The organism is Pseudomonas sp. S5D5, assembly GCF_003013355.1.
Lineage (GTDB): Bacteria > Pseudomonadota > Gammaproteobacteria > Pseudomonadales > Pseudomonadaceae > Aquipseudomonas > Aquipseudomonas aylmerensis.
Window position 1 is genome coordinate 2,219,641 of sequence record NZ_PTEO01000001.1, and the last position, 25,678, is coordinate 2,245,318.

General features: G+C 64.1%; 19 protein-coding genes. 7 read left to right on the forward strand and 12 right to left on the reverse strand.

Annotated features, from left to right (window positions below; genetic code table 11):
• Positions 1–2 precede the first annotated feature (2 nt).
• From C9990_RS10550 to C9990_RS10575, 6 genes are read left to right on the forward strand one after another with little or no spacing between them, the layout of a single operon-like run.
• A complete protein-coding gene (locus tag C9990_RS10550; RefSeq protein ID WP_106803227.1) occupies positions 3–2,447 on the forward strand; it encodes a TonB-dependent siderophore receptor in 2,445 nt (814 codons plus the stop codon).
• A gap of 13 nt (positions 2,448–2,460) precedes the next feature.
• Entirely contained in the window at positions 2,461–3,804 is a 1,344-nt protein-coding gene (locus C9990_RS10555) for an LLM class flavin-dependent oxidoreductase (protein WP_106803228.1), read from the forward strand.
• The gene (locus C9990_RS10560) at positions 3,801–5,375 is read left to right on the forward strand and encodes an ABC transporter substrate-binding protein (protein ID WP_106803229.1); all 1,575 of its coding nucleotides are present in this window, start codon (positions 3,801–3,803) and stop codon (positions 5,373–5,375) included. Before C9990_RS10555 ends, C9990_RS10560 begins: the two co-directional genes overlap by 4 nt.
• Positions 5,372–6,322: an ABC transporter permease gene (locus C9990_RS10565; protein ID WP_106803230.1), complete on the forward strand. Its 951-nt coding sequence runs from the start codon at positions 5,372–5,374 to the stop codon at positions 6,320–6,322. Before C9990_RS10560 ends, C9990_RS10565 begins: the two co-directional genes overlap by 4 nt.
• Positions 6,319–7,173: an ABC transporter permease gene (locus C9990_RS10570; protein ID WP_106803231.1), complete on the forward strand. Its 855-nt coding sequence runs from the start codon at positions 6,319–6,321 to the stop codon at positions 7,171–7,173. Before C9990_RS10565 ends, C9990_RS10570 begins: the two co-directional genes overlap by 4 nt.
• A complete protein-coding gene (locus tag C9990_RS10575; protein WP_106803232.1) occupies positions 7,170–8,876 on the forward strand; it encodes an ABC transporter ATP-binding protein in 1,707 nt (568 codons plus the stop codon). Before C9990_RS10570 ends, C9990_RS10575 begins: the two co-directional genes overlap by 4 nt.
• Here C9990_RS10575 and C9990_RS10580 read toward each other — a convergent pair.
• The 12 genes from C9990_RS10580 to C9990_RS10635 all read right to left on the reverse strand — a co-directional run bounded on the left by C9990_RS10580 (position 8,873) and on the right by C9990_RS10635 (position 23,628).
• Positions 8,873–10,447 carry an alkaline phosphatase gene (locus tag C9990_RS10580; RefSeq protein ID WP_106803233.1) on the reverse strand — a complete coding sequence of 525 codons (1,575 nt, stop codon included), beginning with the start codon at positions 10,445–10,447 and terminating at the stop codon, positions 8,873–8,875. The two genes, C9990_RS10575 and C9990_RS10580, sit on opposite strands and share 4 nt — an antisense overlap.
• 9 nt (positions 10,448–10,456) lie before the next feature.
• Positions 10,457–12,727: a TonB-dependent receptor gene (locus C9990_RS10585; RefSeq protein WP_106803234.1), complete on the reverse strand. Its 2,271-nt coding sequence runs from the start codon at positions 12,725–12,727 to the stop codon at positions 10,457–10,459.
• Positions 12,728–13,071: 344 nt separating this feature from the next.
• A complete protein-coding gene (locus tag C9990_RS10590) occupies positions 13,072–13,806 on the reverse strand; it encodes a UTRA domain-containing protein (protein ID WP_065904260.1) in 735 nt (244 codons plus the stop codon).
• Positions 13,807–13,887: 81 nt separating this feature from the next.
• Positions 13,888–15,261, reverse strand: coding sequence for an NtaA/DmoA family FMN-dependent monooxygenase (locus tag C9990_RS10595; protein WP_106803235.1), 1,374 nt, complete (start codon positions 15,259–15,261; stop codon positions 13,888–13,890).
• A gap of 36 nt (positions 15,262–15,297) precedes the next feature.
• Complete coding sequence (locus tag C9990_RS10600) at positions 15,298–16,128, reverse strand: amino acid ABC transporter permease (protein ID WP_065904255.1); 831 nt, start codon at positions 16,126–16,128, stop codon at positions 15,298–15,300.
• On the reverse strand, positions 16,125–16,943 hold the full coding sequence (locus C9990_RS10605) for a transporter substrate-binding domain-containing protein (protein ID WP_106803236.1): 819 nt from the start codon (positions 16,941–16,943) through the stop codon (positions 16,125–16,127). The genes C9990_RS10600 and C9990_RS10605 overlap by 4 nt, the downstream gene beginning before the upstream one ends.
• Positions 16,944–17,005: 62 nt before the next feature.
• On the reverse strand, positions 17,006–17,599 hold the full coding sequence (gene pnuC, locus C9990_RS10610) for a nicotinamide riboside transporter PnuC (RefSeq protein WP_106803237.1): 594 nt from the start codon (positions 17,597–17,599) through the stop codon (positions 17,006–17,008).
• Between the two features lie 15 nt (positions 17,600–17,614).
• Positions 17,615–18,451, reverse strand: a complete 837-nt coding sequence (locus C9990_RS10615) for a 5'-nucleotidase, lipoprotein e(P4) family (protein ID WP_106803238.1) — start codon at positions 18,449–18,451, stop codon at positions 17,615–17,617.
• 12 nt (positions 18,452–18,463) lie between these two features.
• On the reverse strand, positions 18,464–20,611 hold the full coding sequence (locus C9990_RS10620; protein ID WP_106803239.1) for a TonB-dependent siderophore receptor: 2,148 nt from the start codon (positions 20,609–20,611) through the stop codon (positions 18,464–18,466).
• 127 nt (positions 20,612–20,738) lie between these two features.
• Positions 20,739–21,605, reverse strand: a complete 867-nt coding sequence (locus tag C9990_RS10625; RefSeq protein ID WP_256595073.1) for a sulfurtransferase — start codon at positions 21,603–21,605, stop codon at positions 20,739–20,741.
• Positions 21,606–21,607: 2 nt separating this feature from the next.
• Entirely contained in the window at positions 21,608–22,711 is a 1,104-nt protein-coding gene (locus C9990_RS10630) for a phosphotransferase enzyme family protein (RefSeq protein WP_106803241.1), read from the reverse strand.
• Entirely contained in the window at positions 22,708–23,628 is a 921-nt protein-coding gene (locus C9990_RS10635; RefSeq protein WP_106803242.1) for an ABC transporter substrate-binding protein, read from the reverse strand. The genes C9990_RS10630 and C9990_RS10635 overlap by 4 nt, the downstream gene beginning before the upstream one ends.
• 972 nt (positions 23,629–24,600) lie before the next feature.
• Between C9990_RS10635 and C9990_RS10645 the strand changes: the two genes are divergently transcribed.
• The gene (locus C9990_RS10645) at positions 24,601–25,551 is read left to right on the forward strand and encodes a LysR family transcriptional regulator (RefSeq protein ID WP_106803243.1); all 951 of its coding nucleotides are present in this window, start codon (positions 24,601–24,603) and stop codon (positions 25,549–25,551) included.
• Positions 25,552–25,678 lie beyond the last annotated feature (127 nt).

Genomic DNA, 25,678 nt, shown 5'->3' on the forward strand with positions numbered 1-25,678 from the left:
CCATGAAACCCATTGCCTACCGTTCCACCCTGCAACTCGCTCCCTTGATATTCGCCGGCTTTTCCATGCTGCCAGCCTACGCCGCCACCAGCGATGACACGCTCGACACGGTGATCGTCACCGGCTCGCGCGGCAGCGAGGCGCGCACCGTCACCAGCAGTCCGTCGCCTATCGATGTGATCAGCGCCCAGCAGCTGGAGAAAACCGGCTCCAGCAGCCTGCGGACCGCCTTGCAGAAAACCCTGCCGTCGTTTTCCCAGCGGCCTTCGGGCACGTCCAACGACAGCATCGCGCGGCCCTACAGCCTGCGCGGCCTCAACGGCTCCAACGTGCTGGTGCTGGTCAACGGCAAGCGCCGCCACAACAGCGCGGTGATCAACCTCGACTCCACGGCGGCCTACGGCACCAACCCGGTGGACCTGGACATGATCCCGGTCAGCGCCATCGACCATATCGAGGTGCTGCGCGACGGCGCCTCGGCGCAGTACGGCTCGGACGCGATTGCCGGGGTGATCAACATCATCCTCAAGCAGAACGACAACGGTGGCTCGGTCAGCACCTCCTATGGCGAGTACACCAAGGGCGACGGCGGCACGATTCGCCAGACCCTGAACAACGGTTTCGCGCTGCCCAACGACGGCTTTTTCAACCTGTCGCTGGACGCCAAGTCCCAGCAGACCGCCGTGCGTGCCCGCGATGCGACGGGCGCGTTCTACTACCCGCAGGCCAACGGCTCACCGGACCCGCGCGAGGCCAACGACAAGGACGTGCAGAAAAACGGCCTGCCGAAAATCAAGGCGATCAACGTCGCCTACAACGCCGAACTGCCCCTGGACGACGTGACCCTGTACTCGTTCTCGACCCTCAGCCAGCGCGACGCGCGGGGCGGGCAGAACTACCGGCGGCCCAACTCCACCAACATCATCCCCTCGATTTACCCCGACGGTACGGCGCCGTTCTACACCCTGCGCGAAACCGACTACCAGGTCGCGGCTGGCGGCAAGGGCAAGATCGCCGAGTGGAACTGGGACTTGAGTTCGACCTTTGGCCGCGACAAGGGCGTGGCCGGCGCCGACGAGACCCTCAACGCCTCGCTCGGCCCGTCGAGCCCCACGCACTTCACCACCTACACCAACTATTTTGACCAGTGGACCAACAACCTCGACCTGACCCGCGCCTTCGACATCGGCCTGAGCAAGCCGCTGCAAGTCTCGGCCGGCCTCGAGCATCGGCATGAGCGCTACAAGACCGAGTCGGGCAACCCGCTGTCTTACATCAACGGCGGCTATGTCTACCCCAGCGGTCCGCTGGCCGGGCAACCCGGCGCGGTGGGCGCCCAGGGCGCAATCACCCTGACCCCGGATGACGAAGGCCAGGCCAGTCGCAACAGCTACGCCAGCTACCTGGATGTGGGCCTCAACCCCACCGAGAAACTCTATGTGGGCGTGGCCGGGCGCTTCGAGTATTACGACGACAGCTCAGGCAACACCAGCAGCGGCAAGCTCTCGTTGCGCTATGACTTCACCCCTGAATTCGCCTTGCGCGGCACCCTCAGCAACGGTTTTCGCGCGCCGTCGCTGTCGCAATCGGTGTATGCGCAGACCGCCAACCAATACACCACCGTCAATGGCGTGGCGCAGTTCGTCGAGGCCAAGTCGGTGCGGGTCGATTCGCCGCTGGCCCAGGCGCTTGGCGCAGAGGATCTGAAGCCGGAGAAGTCGCGCAATATCAGCCTCGGCTTCGCCTACAAGCCGGTGCCCGAAGCGAATATCACTGTGGACGCCTATCAGATCGAGATCAGCGACCGCATCGCCCAGACGGGTTTCCTCTACGGCAGCGGCGTCGACCAGATCCTGCAGGCCAACGGCTTCCGCCCTGGCTACCGGGTCAAGTACTTCACCAACGCCGCCGACACCACCACGCGCGGCATCGACCTGGTCACCGACTACCGCGTCGATTACGGCGCCTTCGGCACCGTCAAATATGGCGTGGCGGCCAACTACAACAAGACCACGATCGACAGCATCAAGTCGACGCCCGCCGCACTCACCGCCGTGGGCAGCAACCTGGCGCTGTTCGACCGCGTGGCCCAGGGATACCTGACCGTGGCCAACCCCAAGACCAAGCTGATCCTCAGCGCCAACTGGAAGGTCGACAAGTTTGACATCAACGCCGGCCTGACCCGCTACGACAAGGTCATCGCCCGTGACACCAACCCGGCCTATGACGTGACCTACGGCGCCAAGTGGCTCACCGACCTGGAGGTGGCCTACAACCTCACCAAGGACCTGAACCTGGCGGTGGGCGCCAACAACCTGCTCAACGTCAAGGCCGACAACAACGCGTTCCCCCAAGGCGATATCAACGGGTTCCCCAAGTTCGGCAGCATCTCGCCGTTCGATCCCTACGGTGCGTTCTGGTACACCCGCGCGACCTACACCTTCTGATGAGGACTGCGACATGAGCCAACAAGAACGACAGATACTGCTCGGCGCCTTCATTCCGAGTGCCGGGATCATGGGGTCGGCCTGGCGCCACCCGAGTGCCGCCGCCGACTCGTTCCGCGATTTCGAGCACTTTCGCTGGATCGCCGAAAAGCTTGAAGCGGCGCGTTTTCATGCGTTGTTTTTCAACGACACGGTGAACGTCGACCTCGACCCCCTGGCCCTGGCGCGCGGCCCCAACAGCGTGCGCTGGGACCCGCTGGTGCTGTTGCCGGCGCTGGCCCTGGCGACGCGGCATATCGGCCTGATCGCCACCGCCAGCACCACCTACAACGAGCCGTACAACATTGCGCGCAAGTTCGCCAACATCGATCACCTCAGCGGTGGCCGGGTCGGCTGGAACCTGGTGACCTCACTGGGCGGTGGCGAGAATTTCAACCGCGACGACCACATCAAGCACGCCGACCGCTATGAGCGCGCCGAAGAGTTCTACGACGTGGTCACCGGCCTGTGGGACAGCTGGGCCGACGACGCCTTTATCCAGGACAAGGCGTCCGGGCAATGGCTGGATACCGACAAGCTGCACGTGCTCAACCACCACGGCAAATACTTCCAGGTGCAGGGCCCGCTCAACGCCGCGCGTCCGGTGCAGGGCTACCCGGTGATTGCCCAGGCCGGCTCCTCCGATGCCGGCCGGCGCTTGGCGGCGCGGGCCGGGGAGTTGATCTTTACCGCCCAGCACACCGTGGAGCAGGGCCAGGCGTTCTACCGTGAAATCAAACACACCGCTGCCGGGTTGGGGCGTAACCCCGAGCACCTGAAAGTACTGCCGGGCGTCTCCACCGTGATCGGGCGTACCCAGGCCGAAGCCCAGGCCAAATACGATCAACTGCAGGAGCTGCAGGACCCGAAGGCGTTCCTCAGTTCGATCTCGCGCTTTACCAGCTTGGGTTTCGACCTGTCGGAGCTGCCGTTCGATTCATTGGTGCCGCTGCCGCCCGAGCAGTTCGACACCAACACCCACAAGAGCCGGCAGAAGCTGGTGTTTGACCTGATCCGCCGCGAGCGCCCGACCGTGCGTGAGCTGTTCAACAAGCTCACCGCCGGTGGGCATCGGATCCTGATCGGCACGCCCGAAAGTGTGGCGGATGACTTCCAGGAATGGTTCGAAAGTGGCGCCGCCGATGGCTTCAACGTGATGTTCTCCGGGCTGCACCAGGGCATCGCCGATTTTGCCGATGGCGTGGTGCCGCAGTTGCAGCGCCGCGGTTTGTTCCGCCAGGAATACCAGGGCCAGACCCTGCGCGAAAACCTCGGCTTGCCGTACATCGCCAACCGTCGTCAGGGAGCGCGTTCATGAAGCCGTATTCAGTCGCACTGTTGGCGCTGCTGCTGGCCGGCTGTGGCGGCCCGTCCGGCGAGGTCAGCCAGGCCGACCCGTCCAAGCCCCACAGCGGCGGCACTCTGCGCGTGGCCCTGGACGGCGATCCGCAGTGCGTCGACCCGCAGCAGGCAGGCAATAACACCGCGCTGAACGTCGGGCGGCAATTGGTGGACTCCCTCACCGACCAGGACCCGGTCACCGGCGCCATCGTGCCGTGGCTGGCCGAGCGCTGGGAGGTGGATGCGGATTCGCGGCGCTTCACCTTTGTGCTGCGCCAGGGCGCGACCTTCAGCGACGGCGCGGCGGTGGACGCTGCGGCGGTCAAGGCCAACCTGGAAGGCATCCTGGCCCTGGGCGCGCGCTCGATCCTCGGCTCGACCTACCTGGCCGGGCTCAAGCGCATCGACACCCCGGACAGCCACACGGTGGTGGTCGAGTTCGAGCAGTCCAACGCGCAATTCCTGCAAGCCACCTCGACCATGACCCTGGGACTGTTGTCGCCCGCCAACCTGGCCTTGTCGTCAGGCGAGCGCTGCCAGGGCCAGTTGGTCGGCTCGGGGCCGTTTGTACTGAAGTCATTCGTGCATAACCAGAAAGTGTCGCTGAGCCGGCGCGAGGACTACGCCTGGGGTTCTTCCTTGGCGGCCCACACGGGCAAGGCCTGGCTCGACGGCATCGAGTTCCTGATCATTCCCGAATCCGGCGTGCGCCTGGGCAGCCTGGCGTCCGCGCAGATCGAGGTGAACACCAGCGTCGCGCCACAGGATGAACCGGGCATCGAAGGCCAGGGCCTGGTGCTGTTGACCCGTGCCAATCCCGGCGTGGTGTTCAACCTGGCGCTGAATGAATCGACGCCGCTGTTCGCCGATATCAAGGTGCGCCAGGCGCTGAACAAGGCGATCGACCGGGCTGAGTTGCAGCGCATCATTTCCCGCTACCAGAAACCCGCCACCGCCTTGCTCGCCACCAGCACGCCGCTGTACCGCGACTTTTCCGGCCTGTTGGCCTATGACCCGGACGGCGCGCGCCGGCTGTTGGACGAGGCCGGCTGGCAAGTGGGCGCGGATGGCGTGCGGGTCAAGGACGGCAAGCGCCTGGCGTTTCGCCTGGACTACTGGCAGCAGACGCCCATCCTGGAACTGGTACAGCAGCAATTGAAGGGCGTGGGCATCGACTTCCAACTAAATAAATCCACCATCAGCCAGGTCACGGCGATCCAGGCCGGTGGGGATTTCAGCGTGCGCTTTCTCAACCTGACCCGCGCCGACCCGGACGTGCTGCGCACCGTGTATGACGCCCGGGGCTACAACATCAACAAACGCGAACCGGGCGAGGTGGACCGGCTGTTGAGCGAGTCGTCCAAGACCCTCGACAGCGCCAAGCGCCAGGGACTGATCGACCAGGCCAGCGAGTTGCTGCTGCGTGACGGTCATGCGATTGCCCTGGTGGAGCTGGCGACGGTGCTGGCCCACGGCAAGAAGGTCCAGGGCCTGCATTACGAAGCGTCCTCGCGGCTGCAGTTCTTCGACACCTGGTTGCAGCCATGAGGGGCACCGCGCTGTACCTGTTGGGCCGTGGCGGCCAGGCGTTGCTGGTGCTGTGGGCGGCGTTCAGCCTGTCATTCGTGATTCTGTACGCGCTGCCCAGCGACCCGGTGAGCATCATGCTCAACCAGAGCGGCGAGCAGAGCACCGTCAACCAGCAGCAAGTCGCGGCGCTACGCGCGCAGTACCATCTCGACGAGCCGCTGGCGGTGCAGTACGGCATTGCCCTGTGGCATGCCGTGCAGCTGGATTTCGGCAACTCGATCCAGAGTGGCCAGCCGGTATCGGCGTCATTGGCCGAGGCCTTGCCGAAGACGGCGGCCCTGGCGCTGGTGTCGCTGGCGGTGGCGCTGGTGCTGGGCGTGAGCCTCGCGCTGGTCGCCAGCCTGACCCGCCGGCGCTGGCTGCGCGACCTGTTGCTCGGGTTGCCGGCGGTGGCCGTGTCGTTGCCGACCTTCTGGGTGGGGCTGCTGCTGTTGCAGTGGTTTTCCTTCGGCTGGCACTGGTTTCCGGCGATGGGCAACCAGGGGTTTGCCTCACTGGTCCTGCCGACCCTGACACTCGCGATTCCGACCAGCGCGGTGATCGCCCAGGTACTGGCGCGCTCGTTGGCCGCCACCGCGCGCCTGCCATTCGTGGATGCTCTGCGCGCCAAGGGCTTGAGCCCGCTGCGGGTGCTGTTGACCCATGTGCTGCACAACGCGGTGATCCCGATCCTCAGCTTGAGCGGGGTGATTGTCGGCTCGCTGCTGGCCGGCTCGGTGGTCACCGAGACCGTGTTCTCCCGTGAGGGCGTCGGCCGCCTGGCCCAGGGGGCGGTCAGCACCCAGGACATTCCGGTGGTACAGGGCGTGGTGGTGTTGGCGGCATTGATCTTTATCGCGGTCAACCTGCTAGTCGACCTGTTGTATCCGTTGCTCGACCCACGTATTCGCGGAGCCGCACGATGAGCCTTGCCTTGACCGCTGTTTTGCCGCGTCCGCACCACTTGCGCGCGTTGCGCCGCCGCCCGTTGCTGCCGCTGGGCGTGATCGTCCTGCTGCTGGTGTTGGGCTGGGCGTTGTGGCCGCAACTGTTCACGCATTTCGACCCGCTGCTCGGGATGCCGGCCAATGCCTTGCAGAGCCCGTCCCTGGTGCACTGGTTTGGCACCGACCACCTCGGCCGCGACCTTTACAGCCGTACCGTGTACGGCGCCGGGCTGTCGTTGCGCGCGACCTTGCTGGCGGTGCTGATTGCGCTGGTCAGCGGCATCCTCCTCGGGGTATTGGCGGGGTTCTTCGGCGGCTGGGTGGACGCGGTGCTGATGCGCCTGGTGGAAGTCTTGATGGCGATCCCGGCATTGCTGCTGGCCATGGCGGTGATCACGGTGCTGGGGTTTGGCACGCTGAACATCGCCCTGGCGGTGGGCCTGTCGTCGGTCGCGACCTTCGCGCGCCTGGTGCGCGGCGAAGTGTTGCGTTGGCGTGCGAGTACCTTTGTCGAGGCCGCATCGGCCTGTGGTGTCGGGCCGTGGACCATTATCGCGCGGCACATCCTGCCCCACGCCAGCGCGCCGGTGCTCGCGTTGGCCGCGCTGGAATTCGGCAGTGCGGTGCTGTCGGTCTCGGCCTTGAGTTTTCTCGGCTTCGGCGCGCCACCGCCGCAACCCGAATGGGGTCTGCTGGTGGCCGAAGGGCGCAACTTCATGATTGCCGCCTGGTGGTACACCAGCCTGCCGGGCCTGGTCGTGGCTGCGGTCGTGGTGTCGGCCAACCAACTGGCGCGGGCGTTGCAACAGGATCAAGGAGGCACACGATGACAGACCACCTTTTGCTCGACGTACGCGACCTGCGTATCGCCTATCACGGCCGCGATGGGCGTACCGAAGGCGTGGCGGGTATTGATTTCCAGCTCAAGGCCGGCGAGATCCTGGCGATTGTCGGCGAGTCCGGCTCGGGTAAATCGACCACGGCGGCGGCCTTGGTCGGCTTGCTGGCGGGCAACGCGCAGATCGAATCCGGCAGCATTCGCCTGGCAGGCGAGGAATTGACCACTGTCAGCGAACGCCAGTGGCAAAGCATTCGCGGGCGCAGCGTGGGCTTTGTGCCGCAGGATCCGGGCTTGTCCCTCGACCCGGTCAAGCGCATCGGCCACCAACTGGTCGAGGCCCTGACCCTGCACGGCATGCCCAAGCCGCTGGCGCGCCAGCGCAGCGTGGCACTGTTGCGCGAAGTCGGGCTGGCGGACGCCGAGCGTGTTGCTCGCGGTTATCCGCATCAACTCTCCGGCGGCATGCGCCAGCGCGTGCTGATCGCCATCGCCCTGGCCAATGACCCGCCGCTGGTGATCGCCGATGAGCCGACCAGCGCGCTGGATGTGGGCGTGCAGCGGCAGATTCTCGACCGCCTGCAAACCCTGGCCCGTGAACGTGGCACGGCGGTGTTGCTGATCACCCATGATCTGGGCGTGGCCCTCGACCGCGCCGACCGGCTATTGGTGATGCACCAGGGGCGCATCGTCGAAACCGGCGACGCCCGTCGCGTCTTCGAGGCGCCGCAGCATGCCTACACCCGGCAGTTGCTGCAGGCGGCGCCAAGCTTGTTGGTGCAGCAACGCCGGCAGGTGAGTGCGCAGCGTGTGGAGGCCACGCCGCTGTTGACGGTGCAGGGGCTGCGCAAGGATTTCTCGACCTGGCGCCACCCGACACCGCTGGCGGTGGATGGCGTTTCATTCCATCTGCCGCGTCACGGCACCACCAGCCTGGTGGGGGAGTCGGGGTCGGGCAAGTCGACCACTGCGCGCCTGATTCTCGGGTTGGAGCGGCTGGACAGCGGCAGCGTGGTGTTCGATGGGCAGGACATCAGCCACGTGTCGCGCCGCGAGTGGCTGGCGTTGCGGCGGCAGATCCAGGTGGTTTATCAGAATCCCTATGCGTCGCTGAACCCACGGTTGAGCCTGGAGCAGATCATCAGTGAGCCGTTGCAGGCCTTTGCGTTGGGCGACAGCGCCTGGCGCCGACAGCGCGCGGCGACCTTGCTGGAACAGGTCGAGTTGCCGGCGAGGTTGCTGGGGAGTCGGCCGGTGGAGTTGTCGGGCGGGCAGCGGCAGCGGGTGGCGATTGCACGGGCGCTGGCATTGGAGCCGCAGTTGCTGGTGCTGGATGAGGCGTTGTCGGCGCTGGATGCGTCGATTCAGGGACAGATTCTGACGTTGCTCGCGGACCTGCAAGAACGGCTGGGCTTGAGCTACCTGTTTATTTCCCATGATCTGGCGGTGGTGCGGCAGATTTCCGATCATGTGGTGGTGATGCAGGCGGGCAAGGTGGTGGAGCAGGGCGCCTGTGAACAGATCTTCACCGCGCCTGCCCATGACTACACCCGTAGCCTGCTGGCCGATATTCCCGGCCAGCACACCCCCTGCAGGCGCCGGCTGGCCGGCGATGAGGCGCCTTCTTTGAGCGTCAATTCGGCGACCGCCATCGCCGGCAAGCCGGCTCCTGCCAGGAGGGTGGTGCAGCTTTAGGCCTCGATAAGCTGCGGGCTGCCACTCTCCACGACAAAGTGCTTGAGCGTCGACACCGTGGCGTTGGGGTCCAGGCGATCGGAGATCGCCTGCATCTTCACCGCCAGGCGCTCAGGCGTCAGGTCCAGCGACAAATACCCACGGGGCCGACTGTCGTAAAAGCGGATCTGCGGATTGGCCGGCAATATGGACTGCACCGCCTCGTAGCTCGGCCCATTGGAGGTGATCGAGGTGCCGACAAACTCCGCCGCCACCAGCTTCGACTCCGGATCCTCCGGCCGCTCATACAAATGGTTGGCCCAGAACGAGTGATAGTCCCCGCTCAAGACCACCGGGTTCGCCACCCGGCTGTCACGCAGGTTGTCGATCAGCCGCCCGCGTGCCGCCTGGAAACCGTCCCAGCTGTCGGTCCAGTACCGCGCGCCATCGGTGCCCGGCCGTTCCGCCCGCAGCGGCGCCACCAGCAGATCCTGGGCGAGCAGGTTCCAGCGGCTGTCGCTGCGGCGCAAACCGTCGTACAGCCAGCGTTCCTGCTCAAACCCCAGCAGCGTGCGCTTGGGATCGGAGAGGTCCACGCAACTGCTCAGTTCCATGTGGCCTTTGCCGAAATTCGGCGCCTGGTAGCACGGCTGGCGCGAGCGGTACTGGCGGCCATCGAGCACCGGGATCGCGGCGAGATCGCCATAGGTGAAACGCCGGTAAATCTGCGGGCTGCCATTACTGCCCAGCGGCGGGCGCCGCAACGGCATGTTCTCCAGGAAGGCCTGGTACGCCGCCGCCCGGCGTTGCTGGAAGGCCGCGAGGGTCACGCCCGGATCCTTGGAGGACACACCGGAGTAGTCGTCCTGCACCTCATGGTCGTCCCAGGTCGCGATCCACGGTGCAGCGGCGTGCAGCTGTTGCAGGTCCGGGTCGGTCTTGTGCAGTGCGTAGCGGTACCGGTAGCCGGCCAGGTCGGTGGCTTCGGGGGCACCGTATGAACGGGCCAGGCCCTGTGTGCCGGGGGCGTTGGTGTATTCGTAGATGTAGTCGCCGAGAAACAGCACCAGGTCGGGACGCTCGTCGGCCATGTGCCGATACGCACTGAACAGCCCACGCTCGTAATGGGCGCAGGAAGCGACGCCCAGGCGCAGGTGATCGACTTTGGCGTTCAGTGCCGGCAGGGTCAGGGCGCGGCCGGTCGGCCCGCGCTCGCCCAGGGCGATGAAGCGATACCAGTACTCGCGGCCCGGTTGCAGCCCGTGCAATTGCACGTGCACGGCGTGGCCGTTGATTGCCAGGGCCTGGGTGCGTCCGCGCTGGGCAATGCGCTGGAAGTGTTCATCCAGGCCGACTTCCCAGTCCACCGGGATGCTCGCCGGCAGCGCGTATTCATTGCCAGGAAACAGCGGCAGCGTGCTCAATCGAGTCCAGATCACAAAACCATCGGGCCAGGGATCGCCACTGGCGACCCCCAGCGTGAATGGCGTGGCGACATTCGCCAGCGCGCTGCCGTAACGCAACACCAGGGGCGCAGCCGCCGCCCCGGCCAGCAGGCGCAGGGCCTGGCGGCGGTTCAGATCAAAAGTCATGGCAGGTCCCTAGAATTTGTAGCTGGCCTGGACACCCACGGTGCGTGGGTCGCCCGGCGTGGCGATTTGGGCGTTGGACAGGAACGAGCCGTGGTACAGGTCGTATTTCTTGTCGAACACGTTGCGGGCCCACAGTGCCCCCGACCAGTTGCTGCCCTTGGGCGTCACACCCAGGCGCGCATTCGCCAGCCAGTAGGCCTGGGTGGTGGTGCCGTTGCTGCCGGTAATGCGGTCGTGGAACGAGTAGTCGCTCTCGGCGCTGAAGGTAAAACCGCCGACGTCCCACACATATTGCAGCTGGCCGCCGTAGCTGATTTTCGGGAAGTTGGTCAGGCTGGAACCGGAGAAGTCGGTGTACACCGGGTAGGCAAACCCCACCGCGCGGGTCGCGGTGCTGTTCAGGCCCTGGTAGTCGACGTACTTGCCTTTCTTGGTGCCGAAGTACTGGCCGAGGGTCAGGCCCGACACCGGCTCCCATTGCAGTTCCAGCTCATAGCCGTAGATCTTCGACTTGGGAATATTCACCAGCCGGCCGACATTGCCCACCGCCTGGCTGATCCACACCTGCGACTGGTATTGCTGGTCGCGATAGTCGTAGTAGAACGCCGAGCCGTTGAAGCGCAGCGTGTCGCTCAAGTCACTCTTGAAGCCGACTTCATAGGCCAGCAGTTTTTCCGGTTTGACCGGTGCGATCTGCTCGGCATAGCTGGAGTTGTAGGCGGTAAAACCACCGGACTTGATCCCGCGGCTGACCGTCGAATACAGCAGGGTCGACGGGGTGAGCTGGTACTCGAGGCCGAGCTTCCAGGAGGTGGAGTTGCTGTCCAGGTCGCTGTCGGCGGCCGGGAAACTCAACTGCCCGAGACGGTACACGCCGTTGTTGACGAGGATGCGCTGGGTGGAGAAATCCTCGAGTTCGCGGTGTTCTTTTTCCTGGCGCACGCCGATGATCAATTTCCAGTCATCGGTCAGCTGGTAGTCGCCTTGGGCGAAGGCGCTGTAGGTGTTGGATTTCTGCGTGTAGGAGGTGTAGGTGCCGTAGCCGAGGTTGGCGCTGAAGTCCGAGTAGAAGTTTTCGTCCAGGCGGTCCTGGGCGAAATACAAGCCGGTCTGCCAGTTGAAGCGCTCGTTGTCGTGGGAGGCCAGGCGCAGCTCCTGGGAGAACACTTCGATCTTGGAGTCGAAGTATTCATCCGATTGCGGGATCACCGACGCGTCCCAGTCGATGTATTCGCGGCGCCGAAAGCGGTCGGATGCGGTGATGCTGGTCACGCTCAAATGGTCATTCAGGTCGAACGTACCCGTGAGCGCGAAACCGGTGTTGTCGTTATCGCGATGCGGCTTGTCACCCACCGACAGCCCGGTGAGCTTGGCAAAGCCCGGGGTCAGGCCCCAGCCGGTTTTCTTGCCGTCGTTTTCCGGGCTGATGCTCGAGTAGGCGGCGCCGTTGGCGTTGGGTTTCAGCCCCTGATACAGGTACGAGCCGCGGCTGTCAGACTTGTCCTCACCGGCATGCACGGTCAGGTTGAAGTTGATGTCCGGCGTGGCGTCCCAATCGAACTGGCCGCGCACCGAGGTGTTGTCCTTGTCGCCCAGGCTTTGCCCGGTCACCCGGTTCTCCTGCCAGGCGCCGCCTTGTTCGGTGATGAACGCCAGGCGTGCGCGCAGGGTGTCGCTGAGCGGCCCGGAGAGAAACCCCTCGACGTTGCTGGCGTTGTAGGAGCCGTAGCTGGTGGTCAGCCCACCGTGGAATTCACGCGTGGGTTTGTTGGTGATGAAGTTGATCGCGCCGGCTGTGCTGTTGCGCCCGTACAGCGTGCCCTGCGGGCCACGCAGCACCTCGACGCGTTCCAGGTCGAAGAGCTGGCCCTGGGTCTGGATCGGGTAGGGCAAGGCGACCTGATCCAGGTACACGCCGACGGTGGAGGTGTTATTGCTGCCGTAATCCTTGAGCCCGACGCCGCGAATGCGGAACAACGGGTTGCCGCCGCCGTACTGCGGCGCGATGTCGAGGTTGGGCACGTAGTTCTGCAGCTCGTTGACGTTGGTCACACCCTTGTTCTGCAGGTCCTGGCCGCTGAGCGCGGTCAGGGCGATACCCACGTCCTGGGCGGATTCTTCATGCCGCTGGGCGGTCACCGTGACCTGGGGCAGGGCAGTCGTGGTCTGGTTGTCGGCCCCCAGCGCATCGCCGGCCAGCAACGCCATGAAGGGCGCACTGGCAAGGACAAACGGGCGGGCGGGTTTGGTGTAGCGATGGTTGCGAAGCAGCGAGTGCATGGCAAGGTCCCTTAAGAAATCCGATTCTTGAGCGCGGGGCAGGCGGAATGCCGTCCCATCGCGCAGGGGCCGCTCTTTGAAGAGTAAGCTGCTGACATCGATAGCAAGCTATATGCCATCATTTTGTCATAATTAAGTTGATGAATTTATTGGGGATTTTTCAACGGGCACGGTTGGAGCGTTGCTTATGCAACACGCGGGCGGCAGGTTGTTACGCAAGCAACAGCGGCAGTCACCCCCTTGCAGGAGCCGGCTTGCCAGCGAAGATCTTCAACAATGACGCGGCAACCCAGGCGCAACGCGGTGCCCGAAAGATTTTCGCCTGCAAGCCGGCTCCCACAGGGTCAGCGCGTACCCGGATACCGCGTCTCCATCACGATCGACAGTGCATCCGGGCGCCAGTATTCCTGGTCGAATTCCACCGCCTGGTTGTCCTCGCCGAAGTTCAGGCGCTCCAGGTACACGCTGGTGGAGCCTGGCGACAATTGCAGCAACTCCGCCTGTTCTTCATTCACCGTGCCGATGTGCATCTGCAGTTCACAGCGTGATTGCACCCGCGCAAAACGGTCGCGCAGCAGTTGGGTCAGCGAGGTATTGAGGTCGGCTTCCAGCAGGCCGGGGCACCAGCTGGCGAGCAGTGCGTTGAATTCCAGCAGCACCGGGCGGCGGTCGATCCAGCGGCGGCGCTGCAGGAAAAACACCGGCTCCTGCGTCGAGGCCAGGCCCATGCGCTTGGCCAGCCAGGCGCCGGCCGGGCGCAGTTCGGCGTGCAGGCATTCGGTGCGGGGTGTGCGGCCCTGGGCGCTGACGTAATCCATGAAGCCGCTGATACGCGTCGGGTCGTAGCGGATGCGCTGTGGGCTGACGAACCAGCCCCGGCGGTTTTCGCGGTACACCAGGCCCTCGGCCTCGAGTTGCTGCAAGGCCTGGCGCAAGGTGACGCGGGTGCAGCCGAAGCGTTCGATCATTTCCCGCTCGGAGGGAAATTTCTCGTCGGCCTGGGGCACACCGGCGGCGATGTCGTGGGCGATCTGTTCGCGGATGCGCTGGTAGTGCGGCGAGATGGGGTCGAAAGGCATCCTGGGGTTCCGTGTGCAGGCATGACGTGGGGCAGACTCTACCGTTCCTGTCGGCGCAGGTCACCTGGTCCCACGCAGGCTTTATGCAAAGCGGAACGAGGCGCCGTGCGCCGAGGCGGGCAGGCGATCACTGCCGTCGACGCTGAGCCGCGAGCGCAGCGTGCCGGTTTGCGCGGTGGTGCGGTACAGGCCGCGCTTTTGCAGGGCCGGGATCACCAGTTCGACAAAATCATTCAGCGAGCCGGGGCTGATCAGCGGGTTGAGCATGTAGCCGCTGGTGCCCGAGATGCGGGCGTGCTCCTCGATCTTTTGCGCGATCTGCTCCGGGGTGCCGACCAGGATCAGGTCGCTGCCACGGGTGACATTCGCAAAACGCTGGCGCACCTCGCCGGCAGTCAGCGGCTTGCCGCTGCCATCGGGTTTCATCACGTAGGAGGTCATGCCTTCGGTGTGGGTCGACAGCGCTTCATTGTCGGCGTAGCGGCTGATGTCGATGCCGGTGTCGCCGGCATAGCTCACCAACTGCGCTTGCAGGTGATAGTTGCTTTGCAAGGTGTCGTATTTTTTCTGCGCCTCGATAGCGGTGGGCGCCGTGACGATGCGCAGCACGGTCAGTGACTTCACGTCGGCGGCGCGGCGGCCACGGGCTTCGGCCTGGCGCCAGATGTCTTCGAGGCCCTGGCGGATTTCCAGTGGATTGGACTTGGCGATAAACACCAGCTCCGCGTGCTTGGCCGCAAACTGCCGACCGCGTGCCGACCAGCCGGCCTGGATCAGCAGCGGCGTGCGTTGCGGCGATGGCGAGGTCAGATGCGGCCCGGCCACGCGGTAATGCTCGCCGGCATGCGCGATCGGCCGCACGCGGGCGCCATCGGCATAAGTGTGCGCCTGTTTGTCGGCGCGCACCGCGTTATCGGCCCAACTGCCTTCCCAGAGCTTGTACACCACGTCGAGAAACTCCTCGGCGCGCTCATAGCGGTCGTCGTGCTTGATCATCTGCTCCAGGCCGAAATTGCGCGCTGCGCTGGACAGGTACGAGGTGACGATGTTCCAGCCGATCCGCCCTTCAGACAGGTGATCGAGGGTGCTGAAGCGCCGCGCGTGGGTGAACGGGTGCTCGTAGGTGGTGGTCACGGTGACGCCGAAGGCGAGCTTTTCGGTGAGGGCCACCAGCGCCGGAATAATGCTTAAAGGATCGTTGGCCGGGGCTTCCACTGCCCATTTCAACGCCATGGCTTCGGAGCCACCGAACACATCGTAAAAGCCCAGCACGTCGCCGAAAAACATCAGGTCGAGGTTGGCTTCATCCGCCGTGAGGGCCAGGTTCGACCAGTATTTGAGGGTGTTGATGCCCAGCCTTTCATCGCTGGGGTGGGTCCACAGGCTGGGCGCGCCGCCGCAGCCGACACTGGCTTGTTCATAGAGACCGAATAACAGCGGGGTAGGATCGGACATGGTGCTTCCTGCGTGTAAAAAAAGTGCGGCGACAGACTATCGCCCGTGGAGATAAGCCTTGCCGTAGTGCCGTTCCAGCCGGGCCTGGATCAGCTCCAGGCCGATCGACAACAGCCAGTAGATGACGGCGGCCGTGGTAAGCATTTCGATATAGCGGTAAGACGAGCGGCCATAGGATTGCGCGAGGAACATCACCTCCCACACGCCCATCACCGAGACCAGGGACGAGTCCTTGAGCATCGAGATGAACTGGCTGGTGGTCGGCGGAATAATGGTGCGCATGGCCTGGGGCAGCACGATCTGCCAGAACGTCACGGCCCGGCCCATGCCCAGTGCAGCGGCGGCATTGCGTTGGCCCTGGGACACGCCAAGAATGCCGGCGCGGAAGATCTCGCTCAGGTACGCCCCGTAGTTCAACGACAGCGCAATGATCCCGGCGCTGATCGCGCCGGGCACCACGCCCAGTTGAGGCAGGCCGAGGTAGATCAGCAGGATCTGGATCAGCAACGGCGTGCCGCGAAAGAACGAGGCATAGAAACTGGCGATCCCGAACGCCACGGCGCTGCTCGACAGGCGCGCCAGGGCGGTGGCGAAACCCAGGGCCACCGACAGCCAGATCGAGCAGAAACACAAGAACAGCGTCAGCGCCGCGCCTTGCAGAAAGCCCTGGGGCGAGAGGTGCAGCCCCACCAGGTTCTGCCACTTCGCGGCGACGATGGCGAACTGCAGGTCAAAGCTCATGAACATCGCGGTGAACAGGCCCAGCATCACGCCCCAGGTCAGCCATAGCCGCACACGGAACGACAGCCGTGTGCGCTTGGCCACGGGCGGCTTGATCGTGGTTGGAGGGGTAGGGAAAACACTCATTGGGTGATGTCTGAGCCGATCCATTTCTGCGAGATCTTCGCCAGCGTGCCGTCGCTTTTCAGCTCGGCGAGAATCTGCGTCAATCTGGCATCCCATTGTGGATCACCCTTCTCGGTGGCGACCACATTCGGCTCGGCGTACAGCACCGCGCCGGTGATCTTGAAGCGTGGGTCGTGGTCGATGCGTTCCTTGGCGGTGACCAGGTTGGTGACCATGGCATCCAGGCGCTTGCCGGTGCCCAGCGCGAGGTCCTGGAAAGCGATGGTCTCGTTGTCGTAGGGCACTGCCTGCACGGCCTTGAACGGGTAGTCGATCGGTGTGTTGGCGCCTTCGATCACCAGGTCCTTGGCCAGGTACGCCTCGTAGGTCGATGCACTGCCCACGCCGACTTTTTTACCGCTGAGGTCGGCTGCCGACTTGATCGTGTCGTCGCTGCTGTTTACCACGACCACGGCCGGCGAGGCGTAGTACTCGAACGGGAAGTTGAAGACCTGGCCGCGCGCGGCGCTGGGGGTCATGGAGCAGATGCACACGTCATAGCGGCCATTCCAGCGGCCAGCGGCGATGACTTCCCAGGACGGCGTTTCGAGTTTCAGTTTCACCCCGAGTTTGTCGGCGACGGCCTTGGTCACGTCGACGTCAAAACCATCCAACTGGTTTTGTTCGTTGAGGAATGAGAAGGGTGGGTAATTCTCCATCAGCACGCCGACCAATTGCTTGGATTGGGTGATGCGGTCCAGGGTCTGCCCGGCGAAGATCGCCGGGCTGGCCAGGAGGAGAGTGACGCTGAGCGCGGCGGCAGTGCGTAAGTTCATAAAAGCATCCAAGCGAGGTTTTATATATTTAAACGCGATAGATGCACTTGTGTTTAATGATATTAAACGCTGTAAACCGAAGCTTTGGTTATATGTTCCTGTTGGTGCAGGTCACGCTGCCATGCCCGCAGACCATAGGCCGCCAGCCATACAAAGCCGGCGTAGAGCGCGGCGGTGAGTTGCAGGTCCTTGTACAGGAACAACCCCACATAGGCCGCGTCCAGCAGGATCCACAGCCACCAGCTGACCACGTATTTGCGCGCCGCCCACAGGCTCGCCACCAGGCTGAAGGCGGTGAGCAGCGAATCCAGCCAGGGCAGCGCGGCATCGGTGAAGTGGTGCATCACGGCACCCAGGGCCACGGCGCCGATCAGCCCCGCGAGCAGGTGGCGCCACGCCTCCCGGAGTGGCAGGCGTTCCACGCGGACCTTGCCCGCCTCGATGCGCCCGGTGCTCCAGCGCCACCAGCCATAACCTTGCAGCACGGCGAAGACCAACTGCAGGAGCATGTCCGAATACAGCTTCACGTCGAAGAAGATCCAGGCATACAGCAACACCGCGACCACGCTGACCGGCCAGCACCAGCGCACTCGCTGTGCGGTGAGCCAGACCCCGGCGATGTTGAAGAATACGGCGACGATTTCCAGTGGCGACATAGGGTTCTCACACGACTAGTTTTCTAGTGGCAGCGCCTGTTGCTTGAGCTGGCGCTTGCGTTCAAAGGGCAGTTTTTCCTGGTCGCCATAGGGCGCGCTGTACCAGTTGCCATACGTAGGGTTGGGCAGCAGGAACCAGCGTTGGCCGAGCCAGGCCAGGTACGGTTCGGCTGCCTTGCGCTGGTCGGCCAGGGTGTTGTGCTCGGCCTGCACGAAATCGCCCAGCGAGTCGCCGGCGAGCATCAGCACACGGGCATGCGCGGCCACCCATTGGCGGCGGCAGTTCTTGCCATAACCGGCCTGTTCGCAGTGGCCGGTCGGGGTGCTGGCGGCCAGTACCTGTTCGTTGCGCTGCACCGGGAAACCGCGCAGGCGCAGGTTGTCGACCGTAGCCTGGACCTGGCTGTGTTCACGGTTGGTGATGTAGTAGACGGTGATGCCTTTTTTATCGGCCGCTTGCAGGAACGCTACGGCGCCGGGCAGCGCCTGGGCCTTGGCCTGGTCGACCCAGGTGTTCCAGCGGTCATAGGAATACACTTGGTTGTTGATGATGTCCCGCGCGTTGAGCGGCACGTTGTCGAGCACGGTTTCATCGATATCCACTACCACTGCCGGTGGCAGCCCGGCGAGGTTGCGCGGCGGCAAGGGCAGGGCGTCCCAGGTTGGGTCGGCCAGCGCGGCGTCCAGCTGGCGCGTGGCGCTGGCGAATACCTGGCGATAAATCAGCTCGTGTTCGATGGAGGTCTGGGTCCACAGCACCGCGTCCAGTTGGTCGTTGGCAGGCGGATGCTGCTGGCAGCCGACCAGGGCGGTGGAGAGCAGGCAGACACTGGCAAACATCAGATTACGCATAAACACTCAGCCTCAGAAATTGACGGTGGCGGACAGCCGTGCGGTACGCGGCGCCCCCAGGAACAGGTAGCCGTCGCCTGCGGATTCACCCACGTCCCGCCAGTAGCGTTTGTCGAACAGGTTGTCGACGGTCAGGCGCAGCACAGTAGCGTAATCGCCGACTTTGGTGGTGTAGCGACCGCCCACATCGAACACCGCATAGTCGTCGACTTTCACCGTGGCCTCGCGGTTGGCGTATTTGCTCGCGCTGTATTGCACCCCGCCGAGCAGGGCCAGGCCCGGTACCGCCTGGATGTTGTAGTCACCGTGCAGGCTGGCACGCAGCTTGGGCACGTTGATCGCCTGGTGGCCGTCGTAGTCATCGGTGCCGCTGCCGTCGACTTCGGCGCGGATCGCCGCGATGCTGGCCGACACTTGCAGGTCGGAAGTCACGCGGCCGTTGGCCGACAGTTCGATCCCCACGTTCTTCTGCTTGCCTTGCTGCACGAAGGTGATGCTGCCGTCGTCGTTGGGGCGGTTGTATTGCAGGTCCTGGGTGATCTGGAACAGCGCAGCGGTCAGGCTCAGGCGCTGGAAGTCACGCTTGATCCCGACCTCCAGCTGGCGCGAGGTGGTCGGCGGCAGTACCTCGTCGGCATTGCTGCTGAACCACGCGGCCTCGCCACCCAGCGACAGGCCTTTGCTGTAGCTGGCGTACAGCGAGGTGTCGGGGCGCGGTTTGTAGATCAGCGCGACCTGGGGCAGGAACACGCTGCGCTGGGTATGACGCGTGGTGGCGCCGGCCTGGTTGTAGGTCTCTTCGTCGAGGCGGACCTGGCGCCCGCCGAGGAGGGTTTGCCATTGTTCGTTGAAGCTGATGCGATCGCTGGCGAACAGGCCGTACTGGCGGCTGTCGAGGCGTCGGTAGGTGTGCCCCAACGGGCCGTCGTAGGGTTCCAGTACCGGTGACGGCTGGTAGATATTGCCCTCGCCGATGTACTCGTTGACCGACTTGCGCCGGTCCACCAGGCGGCGGAAGGCGGTGGTGCCGAAGGTCAGGTCGTGCTTGAGAAAGCCGGTGTCGAACTGGCCGTTGAGGGCCGCCTGGGCTTCCTCGTTGCTGCGGGTGTCGTCGGGGCTGCGGTAGTCGGAGATGTCGTAGTCGCCCTCGGCGCTGAAGTGGTTCGGCACGGCGGTGTTCGCGCAACTGGCGGCGCCGTAGCAGCCCCAGGCGAAGGTGCTGTAGTCGTCGATCACCACGCGGCTGCGCGACGCGCTGAAGCTGGCTTTCCAGGCTTCGTTGAAGCGGTATTCAAACAGCCCGTCGAGGTTCAGCGACTGGATGCCCACCGGGTTCGACCAGCTCTGGTACGCCAGCAGGTCCTTGGGCGACACGTGGTGCGGCACCTCGGTGCCGCCGAGCAATTGATAACCCGGCACCGAGCGCTGCTCGCGGTTCTGGTACTCGGCGTTGAGTTGCAGCAAGGCGTTGGGGCTGATGTTCCAGTCCAGCGCCAGGGAGGCGAAATCGCGCTTGCCGTCGGCGTGTTCGACATAGGAGCGGATGTCTTCGTGGGCCAGGTTGATGCGCACGCCCACCTGTTGCTCGGTGCCGAGCCAGCCGCCGATATCGGTGGCCAGGTAGCGCTCGCCTTGCTCGTTGGTGGACACCGTCACCGAGCGCACATTCTCCGGGCGCTTGCTCACGTAGTTGACCAGCCCGCCGGGTTCGGACACGCCGCTCTGCAGGCCGGCCAGGCCCTTGAGCACTTCCACTTGCTGCTTGTTTTCCAGCGCCACGTTCTGCTCGCCGGTGATGGTGCGGCCGTTGATCTTGTAGCTGCTGGCCGGGTTCAGGGCGAAGCCGCGCACCACGAAATTCTCGTAGTAGCCGACCGGGGCATAGCTGTCGCCCACCGACGCGTCATTCTTCAACACCTCGCTGAGCAGGCGTGCCTGCTGGTCTTTCAGGCGGGCCTCGGTGATCACAGCGACCGAGGCCGGGGTGTCCAGCAACGGCGCGTTGTCAAAGCCGGCCACGGCGGCTTTTTTTGCCTGGTAATCGCTGGCCTCCTGGCCGACCACGGTGACGGTGTCCAGGGTCGCCTCCTGGGCATGCGCCGCGGTTGCGGCGAGGGTGATGCTCAAGGCGAGCAGGGTGTGGCGATAAGGTGTAGCCATGTAAGGAGCGCTCCAAGGGCCGGACCGCCGCTGCCGTACGCTTTTATCGGGCAAAAGGCTGCCCAGCGCTGCGCAACGAACGGGTTGCCAGTACGAAATGAAAAAGCCGAGTTCGCCGAAAGTGGCGTCAGGCCGGAGCTGCTCCGGTAGTCATTGGTAAACGTGCGTCGGCGGCCCATTCCTGCAGGGAACCGTCGTAGAGGGCGATGTCCTGGCGACCCAGCAGGGTCAGGGCCAGGGCGTTTGCGGCGGCCGAGATGCCGCCGCCGCAATACAGCACCAATGGGCCTTCGCTGTGCAGCAGCGTGGGGCCGATCGCCAGGGCCAGGGCATCCTTGGGCAGGTAGCGGCCGTGGGCGTCGAACAACTCGCGGGCCGGCAGGTTTTGGCTGCCGGGGATGTGCCCGCGTCGGGCGTAGCGGGTGGGCGCGGTGCCTTCGAACAGCGCCGCGCCAAGGGCACAGATCAACACGCCGGGTGCTTGCCCGGCGACGATGGCTTCGACGCCGCGGCGGTCAATCCACAGCCCGGCACGCGGGTTGATTGCCCAGGGTTGCACCGGCATGACCGGCTCGGCTGGGCCGTTGTGTTCCGGCAAACCGGCCGCGCGCCAGGCGTTGAACCCGCCATCGAGTACCTGGGCGTCGACGCCTGCGCCGCGCAGCATCCACCACAGGCGAGCGGCCCAGAAACCATCGGCACGGTCGTAGATAACCAGGGTTTTCCCTTGGCCGGCGCCGAGCTTGGCCAAACTGTTTACCAGCGCTTCAGGCGTTGGCAGGGCGAAGCTGAAACTGGCGTGGGTGTCGGCCAAGTCAGTCAATAAATCTGCGTGTCGAGCGCCTGGAATATGCGCCTGCGACCAGCCGTCTTCGCCGCTTTGGACGCGGTAATCACCATCGAACGCCGGCGACGGCAATACCACCGTGGCATCCAGTATCACCAGCGTGGGATCAGCCCGATGCGCGTGCAGCCACTGAGTATCGACCAGCATGCTCATACGCTTTTACGCCGGATATGGCCAAGCAAACGTTGCCCTTCGGCACCGGCGAACCAGCGCAGATGGCCGAGCAGGTAGGCGTAATAGGCGATATCGGCGCTGGCGGTGGAGCCCACCACGTCCTGGTAATACGCCACCTCGGACAGGGCGAAATCCACGTGCACCAGCGGCAACAGGGCGCTGAGGGTGAGCAGGTCGCGGGTGCTCAATGGGCGTACTTGGTGATACCCGGCGAGCAGGGCATCCACGCTGTCGAGATCGGCGCGCGCTACGCCACCCGTATCAAGGTCCAGCCAGGGCACGGCGTTGCGTTCGATGGCAGTGGCGAGGTCGAAGAGGGCGAAAGTGCGGTCGGCCAGGCCGAAATCCAGCACGCTGGAAACGCTGCCGTCGGCGTTCCACAGCAGGTTGGAGGCGTGCCAGTCGTTGTGGGTCCACAGTGGCGGTTGCTCACGCAACAGCGGATGCAGTTCTGCGTGCCACGGCAACAGCAACTCGCCGAGTTGAGTGCGCCACTCCTTGTCGGCGAGGTAGGGGCTGCTGATGCCTTCCAGCGGGTTTGATTGTTCTATCAACCGTGCGTTGGCCAGCAGCACCGGGGTCTGGCGTTGAGGGGCGTCGTAGGCTTCGGCCGCCAGGTGCAGACGGGCCAACGCCTGGCCTGCGGCGAGCGCATGCCGGGTATTTTGAAACGGCGACCACGACAGCGCATCGCGGTACAAGTCCAGGCCCTCGGCAACGTGGTGCACTTCATACGTCCACTCACCTTGCCCCGTCGCCGTGGCGCCATGCTGGTTCGATACCACTGCCGCCACCGGTGCGCCCTGGCGATGCAGATGGGCGATCAGGCGATGCTCTTCTTTCAGCCACGCCGCTTGGCGCACCTGTTGGTGATGGCGTTTGACGAACAGCGTGCCAGCGCCGGTGGTGATCAACCCCGCGGCGGAAAACGGCCGTGGACTGTGCCAATGCAGGCTGTGCAAGGGGCCCAGTTGGGGGTAGTCAACCAGCAGCTGCTCGATGTCGGCTTCATGCAGGGCCGGCCAGTCGGCGGCGACCGGCTCCAGCCCCAGGCCGTGGGCGGTGCGTTGGGGGGTCATGCGCTTACCTCTGGCAGGTAGGCGTTGCTGGTCGCGCCTTGCCAGACCTGCGGGTTGTCGAGCACGGCATGCTCGTGCAACCACTCGGCGTAGGTTTGCAGAAGCGCCTGGCGTTGCTCGCCCCAGCGGCCTCTGTGCAACCACGTCGGGGCGATTTTATGCAGCGAGGCGCTCAACAGTTCAGCGGGGAAATACGGCGTGGTGTGTTCGTAGGCGGTGAGCGCGATTGACGGATCTTGCGCCACGGCCAAGTAACCTTTTGCGGTGGCCGCGAGGAAATCACGCACCAGGTCGGGCTTGTCGGCCAGGGTGCGCTCATGGGCGCCGAGCAGGTAGCTGTGATAGGCCGGTGCGCCGATCTCATCCACCGGCAACACGACGCGACGCTCGGCGTCGATGGGGCTGTGCATCAGCGCTTCCCAGGCCCAGTAGCCGCCGAAGCTGGCATCGGCAATACCCTCGGCAAGTTGCTCGGGCCGCAGTTCGCGCACGCCGCTGTCCACCAGGATCACGCCGTCCGGATCACCGCCATCGCGGCTGACCAAATGACGCACCATGGCCAGGCCGCGTGGCGTCGGGTTGAGCGCCAGGCGTTTGCCCACCAGGTCGCGGGGGCGGCGGATGCCGGAGTCGGTGAGGGTCTGGATCGACTCCAGGCCTGCGTGGTTGATGGCGGCGATGCCTTGCAGCGCCTGGCCCAGGCCACGGCGTACGAGAAGGCGGTTGCTGGGGAAGATGCCGAAGTCTGCGGCGCCGGTCAGCAGGTGTTGCAGGGTGTCGCCGTGGTAGGGGTCGTGGACGACCAGTTCTACATCCAGGCCGAGTTCTTCGTACCAGCCGCGTTCGCGTGCCAGGTACAGACCGGCCGAGTTTGGCCAGGGGTGGAAGTACTCCAGCATTACCTTTACCGACACCATCGTTTGCTACTCCAGCGCAACGTTCTTTGATGGGGGCGATTTATAAGGGAGTGATCTGGTATATACCAATATCGGTTGGTGCTATGGATATAACTGGGTGGGGGTTGGGTTTGAGTTTGAGTACATATCCGTTGCTGCGGTAACGGCCACTTAGGGTTCCGCTCTTACAGCGGCTTACTTTTGGAAAGGCCCAAAAGTAAGCAAAAGGCCTTCGCCCCAACACTCGGCACCTCGCCTAGGCTCGGTGTGCCCTCACTCCGGCTTTGGAGCGTGTTTGACGGGGCGCTTCTAGATCAAAAGCAAGAGCGCGGCGGCCTTAGAGCCGACCGGGTTTTCAGTTGGAGTGAGTTCAAATGTGGGAGCTGGCTTGCCCGCGATGCAGGCAACTCGGTACATCAGGCATACCCAGTTGATGCCATCGCAGGCAAGCCAGCTCCCACAGAAAAGCTGATTTCACAGGGTAAGGAAGCCGGACACGGTCAAAAATGTGGGAGCGGGCTTGCTCGCGAATGCGGTGGATCAGCAATGAATTTGTTGACTGACACACCGCATTCGCGAGCAAGCCCGCTCCCACATTTGGATCTCCACTTTTCAGGCAGAAAGCGGTGTGCTCTGGCTCTGTTTTTGATCTTGATCTTGATCCTAGGCGCCCCGTTAAACCACGCTGGCCGAACGCAGGCTTGAATCCGTGGGTAACCCGGCAGGACGCCGGGTTAGCCGCGCTGGGCCAGGGATGGCCCATCGCGGCGGCCCACGGATTCAAGCCGGAGTTGAGGGCATGTCGAGCCTAGGCGAGACACCGAGTGGTGGGGCAAGAGCCCTTTGCTTACTTTGGGGCTTTTCCAAAGTGAGCCGCCGTAAGGGCGGAACCATAATCAGCCGTTACCTAACCAACGGATATGCCCCCATACAGACCGATCAACCCCCGCTGTGTACACTCCACCGCCATCATTCACTTCAAAGGAGAGTCCGGTGGACCTACGCCAGTTGGAAGCATTCACCGCCGTCATGTCGGCAGGCAGTGTCACCGGAGCCGGGCAGATGCTCGGTCGCTCACAACCCACCGTGACGCGCCTGATCCAGGAGCTTGAGCAAGAACTGGGCTTCGCCTTGTTCGAACGCAGCGGCCCCAAAGTCACCCCCACGCAAAAAGCCTTCAAGCTCTCGGCCGAAGTCGACAGTGCCTTGCAAGGGGTTCGCCATGTTCAGCAGCGCGCCTTGAACATCGCCCGCGACGAAAACCTCAGCCTGCGCGTGGTCGCAACTCCCGCCTTGGCTGCCGGTTTGCTGCCTCCGGCGATTGCACGTTTGCCAGCGCAACTGCGCCCGCAGCAATTGCAGATCCAGAGCCTCACCCCCGAAGGCGTGGTGCAGGCCGTGCTGGCCAAGACCGTCGACCTCGGCGTGGTCAGCCTGCCGTTGGAGCATCGCGGCCTGGAGGTGCATTGGATCGGCGAGGCGTCTTGCGTTGCGGTACTGGCGCACGACTCACCCTTGGCGAGCGAGTCGGTGCTGAGCATGGAGACGCTGGCGCAGCACACGCTGATTAGTATTTCCAACCCGTTCCGTTTTCGCCGTCGCATCAACAAGGCTTTTGAAAACATGGGTGCCGAGCCCCAGCACATCCTCGAAACCAACACTTCGCTGACCGCCATGCAAATGGCCCGCGCCGGTCTTGGGGTAGCGTTGGTGGACCCGTTCACCGCATTCGGTGTGCCGCTCGATGGCGTGGTCGTGCGGCCGATTGAAAGCACCATCCCGTTTTTCTTCGGTCTGATTTCGGCCTTTGCCAGCCCGTTGTCGGACGTGGCCAGTGCGTTGATCGACACCCTGCAAGCCTCGTCCCAGGAGTTGCTGCCGGGCATGATCATCCACCCGGCCAACCGTCATGACGCCTTGATGCAGCGCATCTACGCCAGCTGACCCTTATATAAATTTTGGAATATGCATAGCTCTATTAATTAGTAGATGGAATAAGTGATGCCCTTTAGTATTCATTTACCGCATTCAGTGCGCTAATGAATAACGAAAACGAATAGATGGCTGTTCA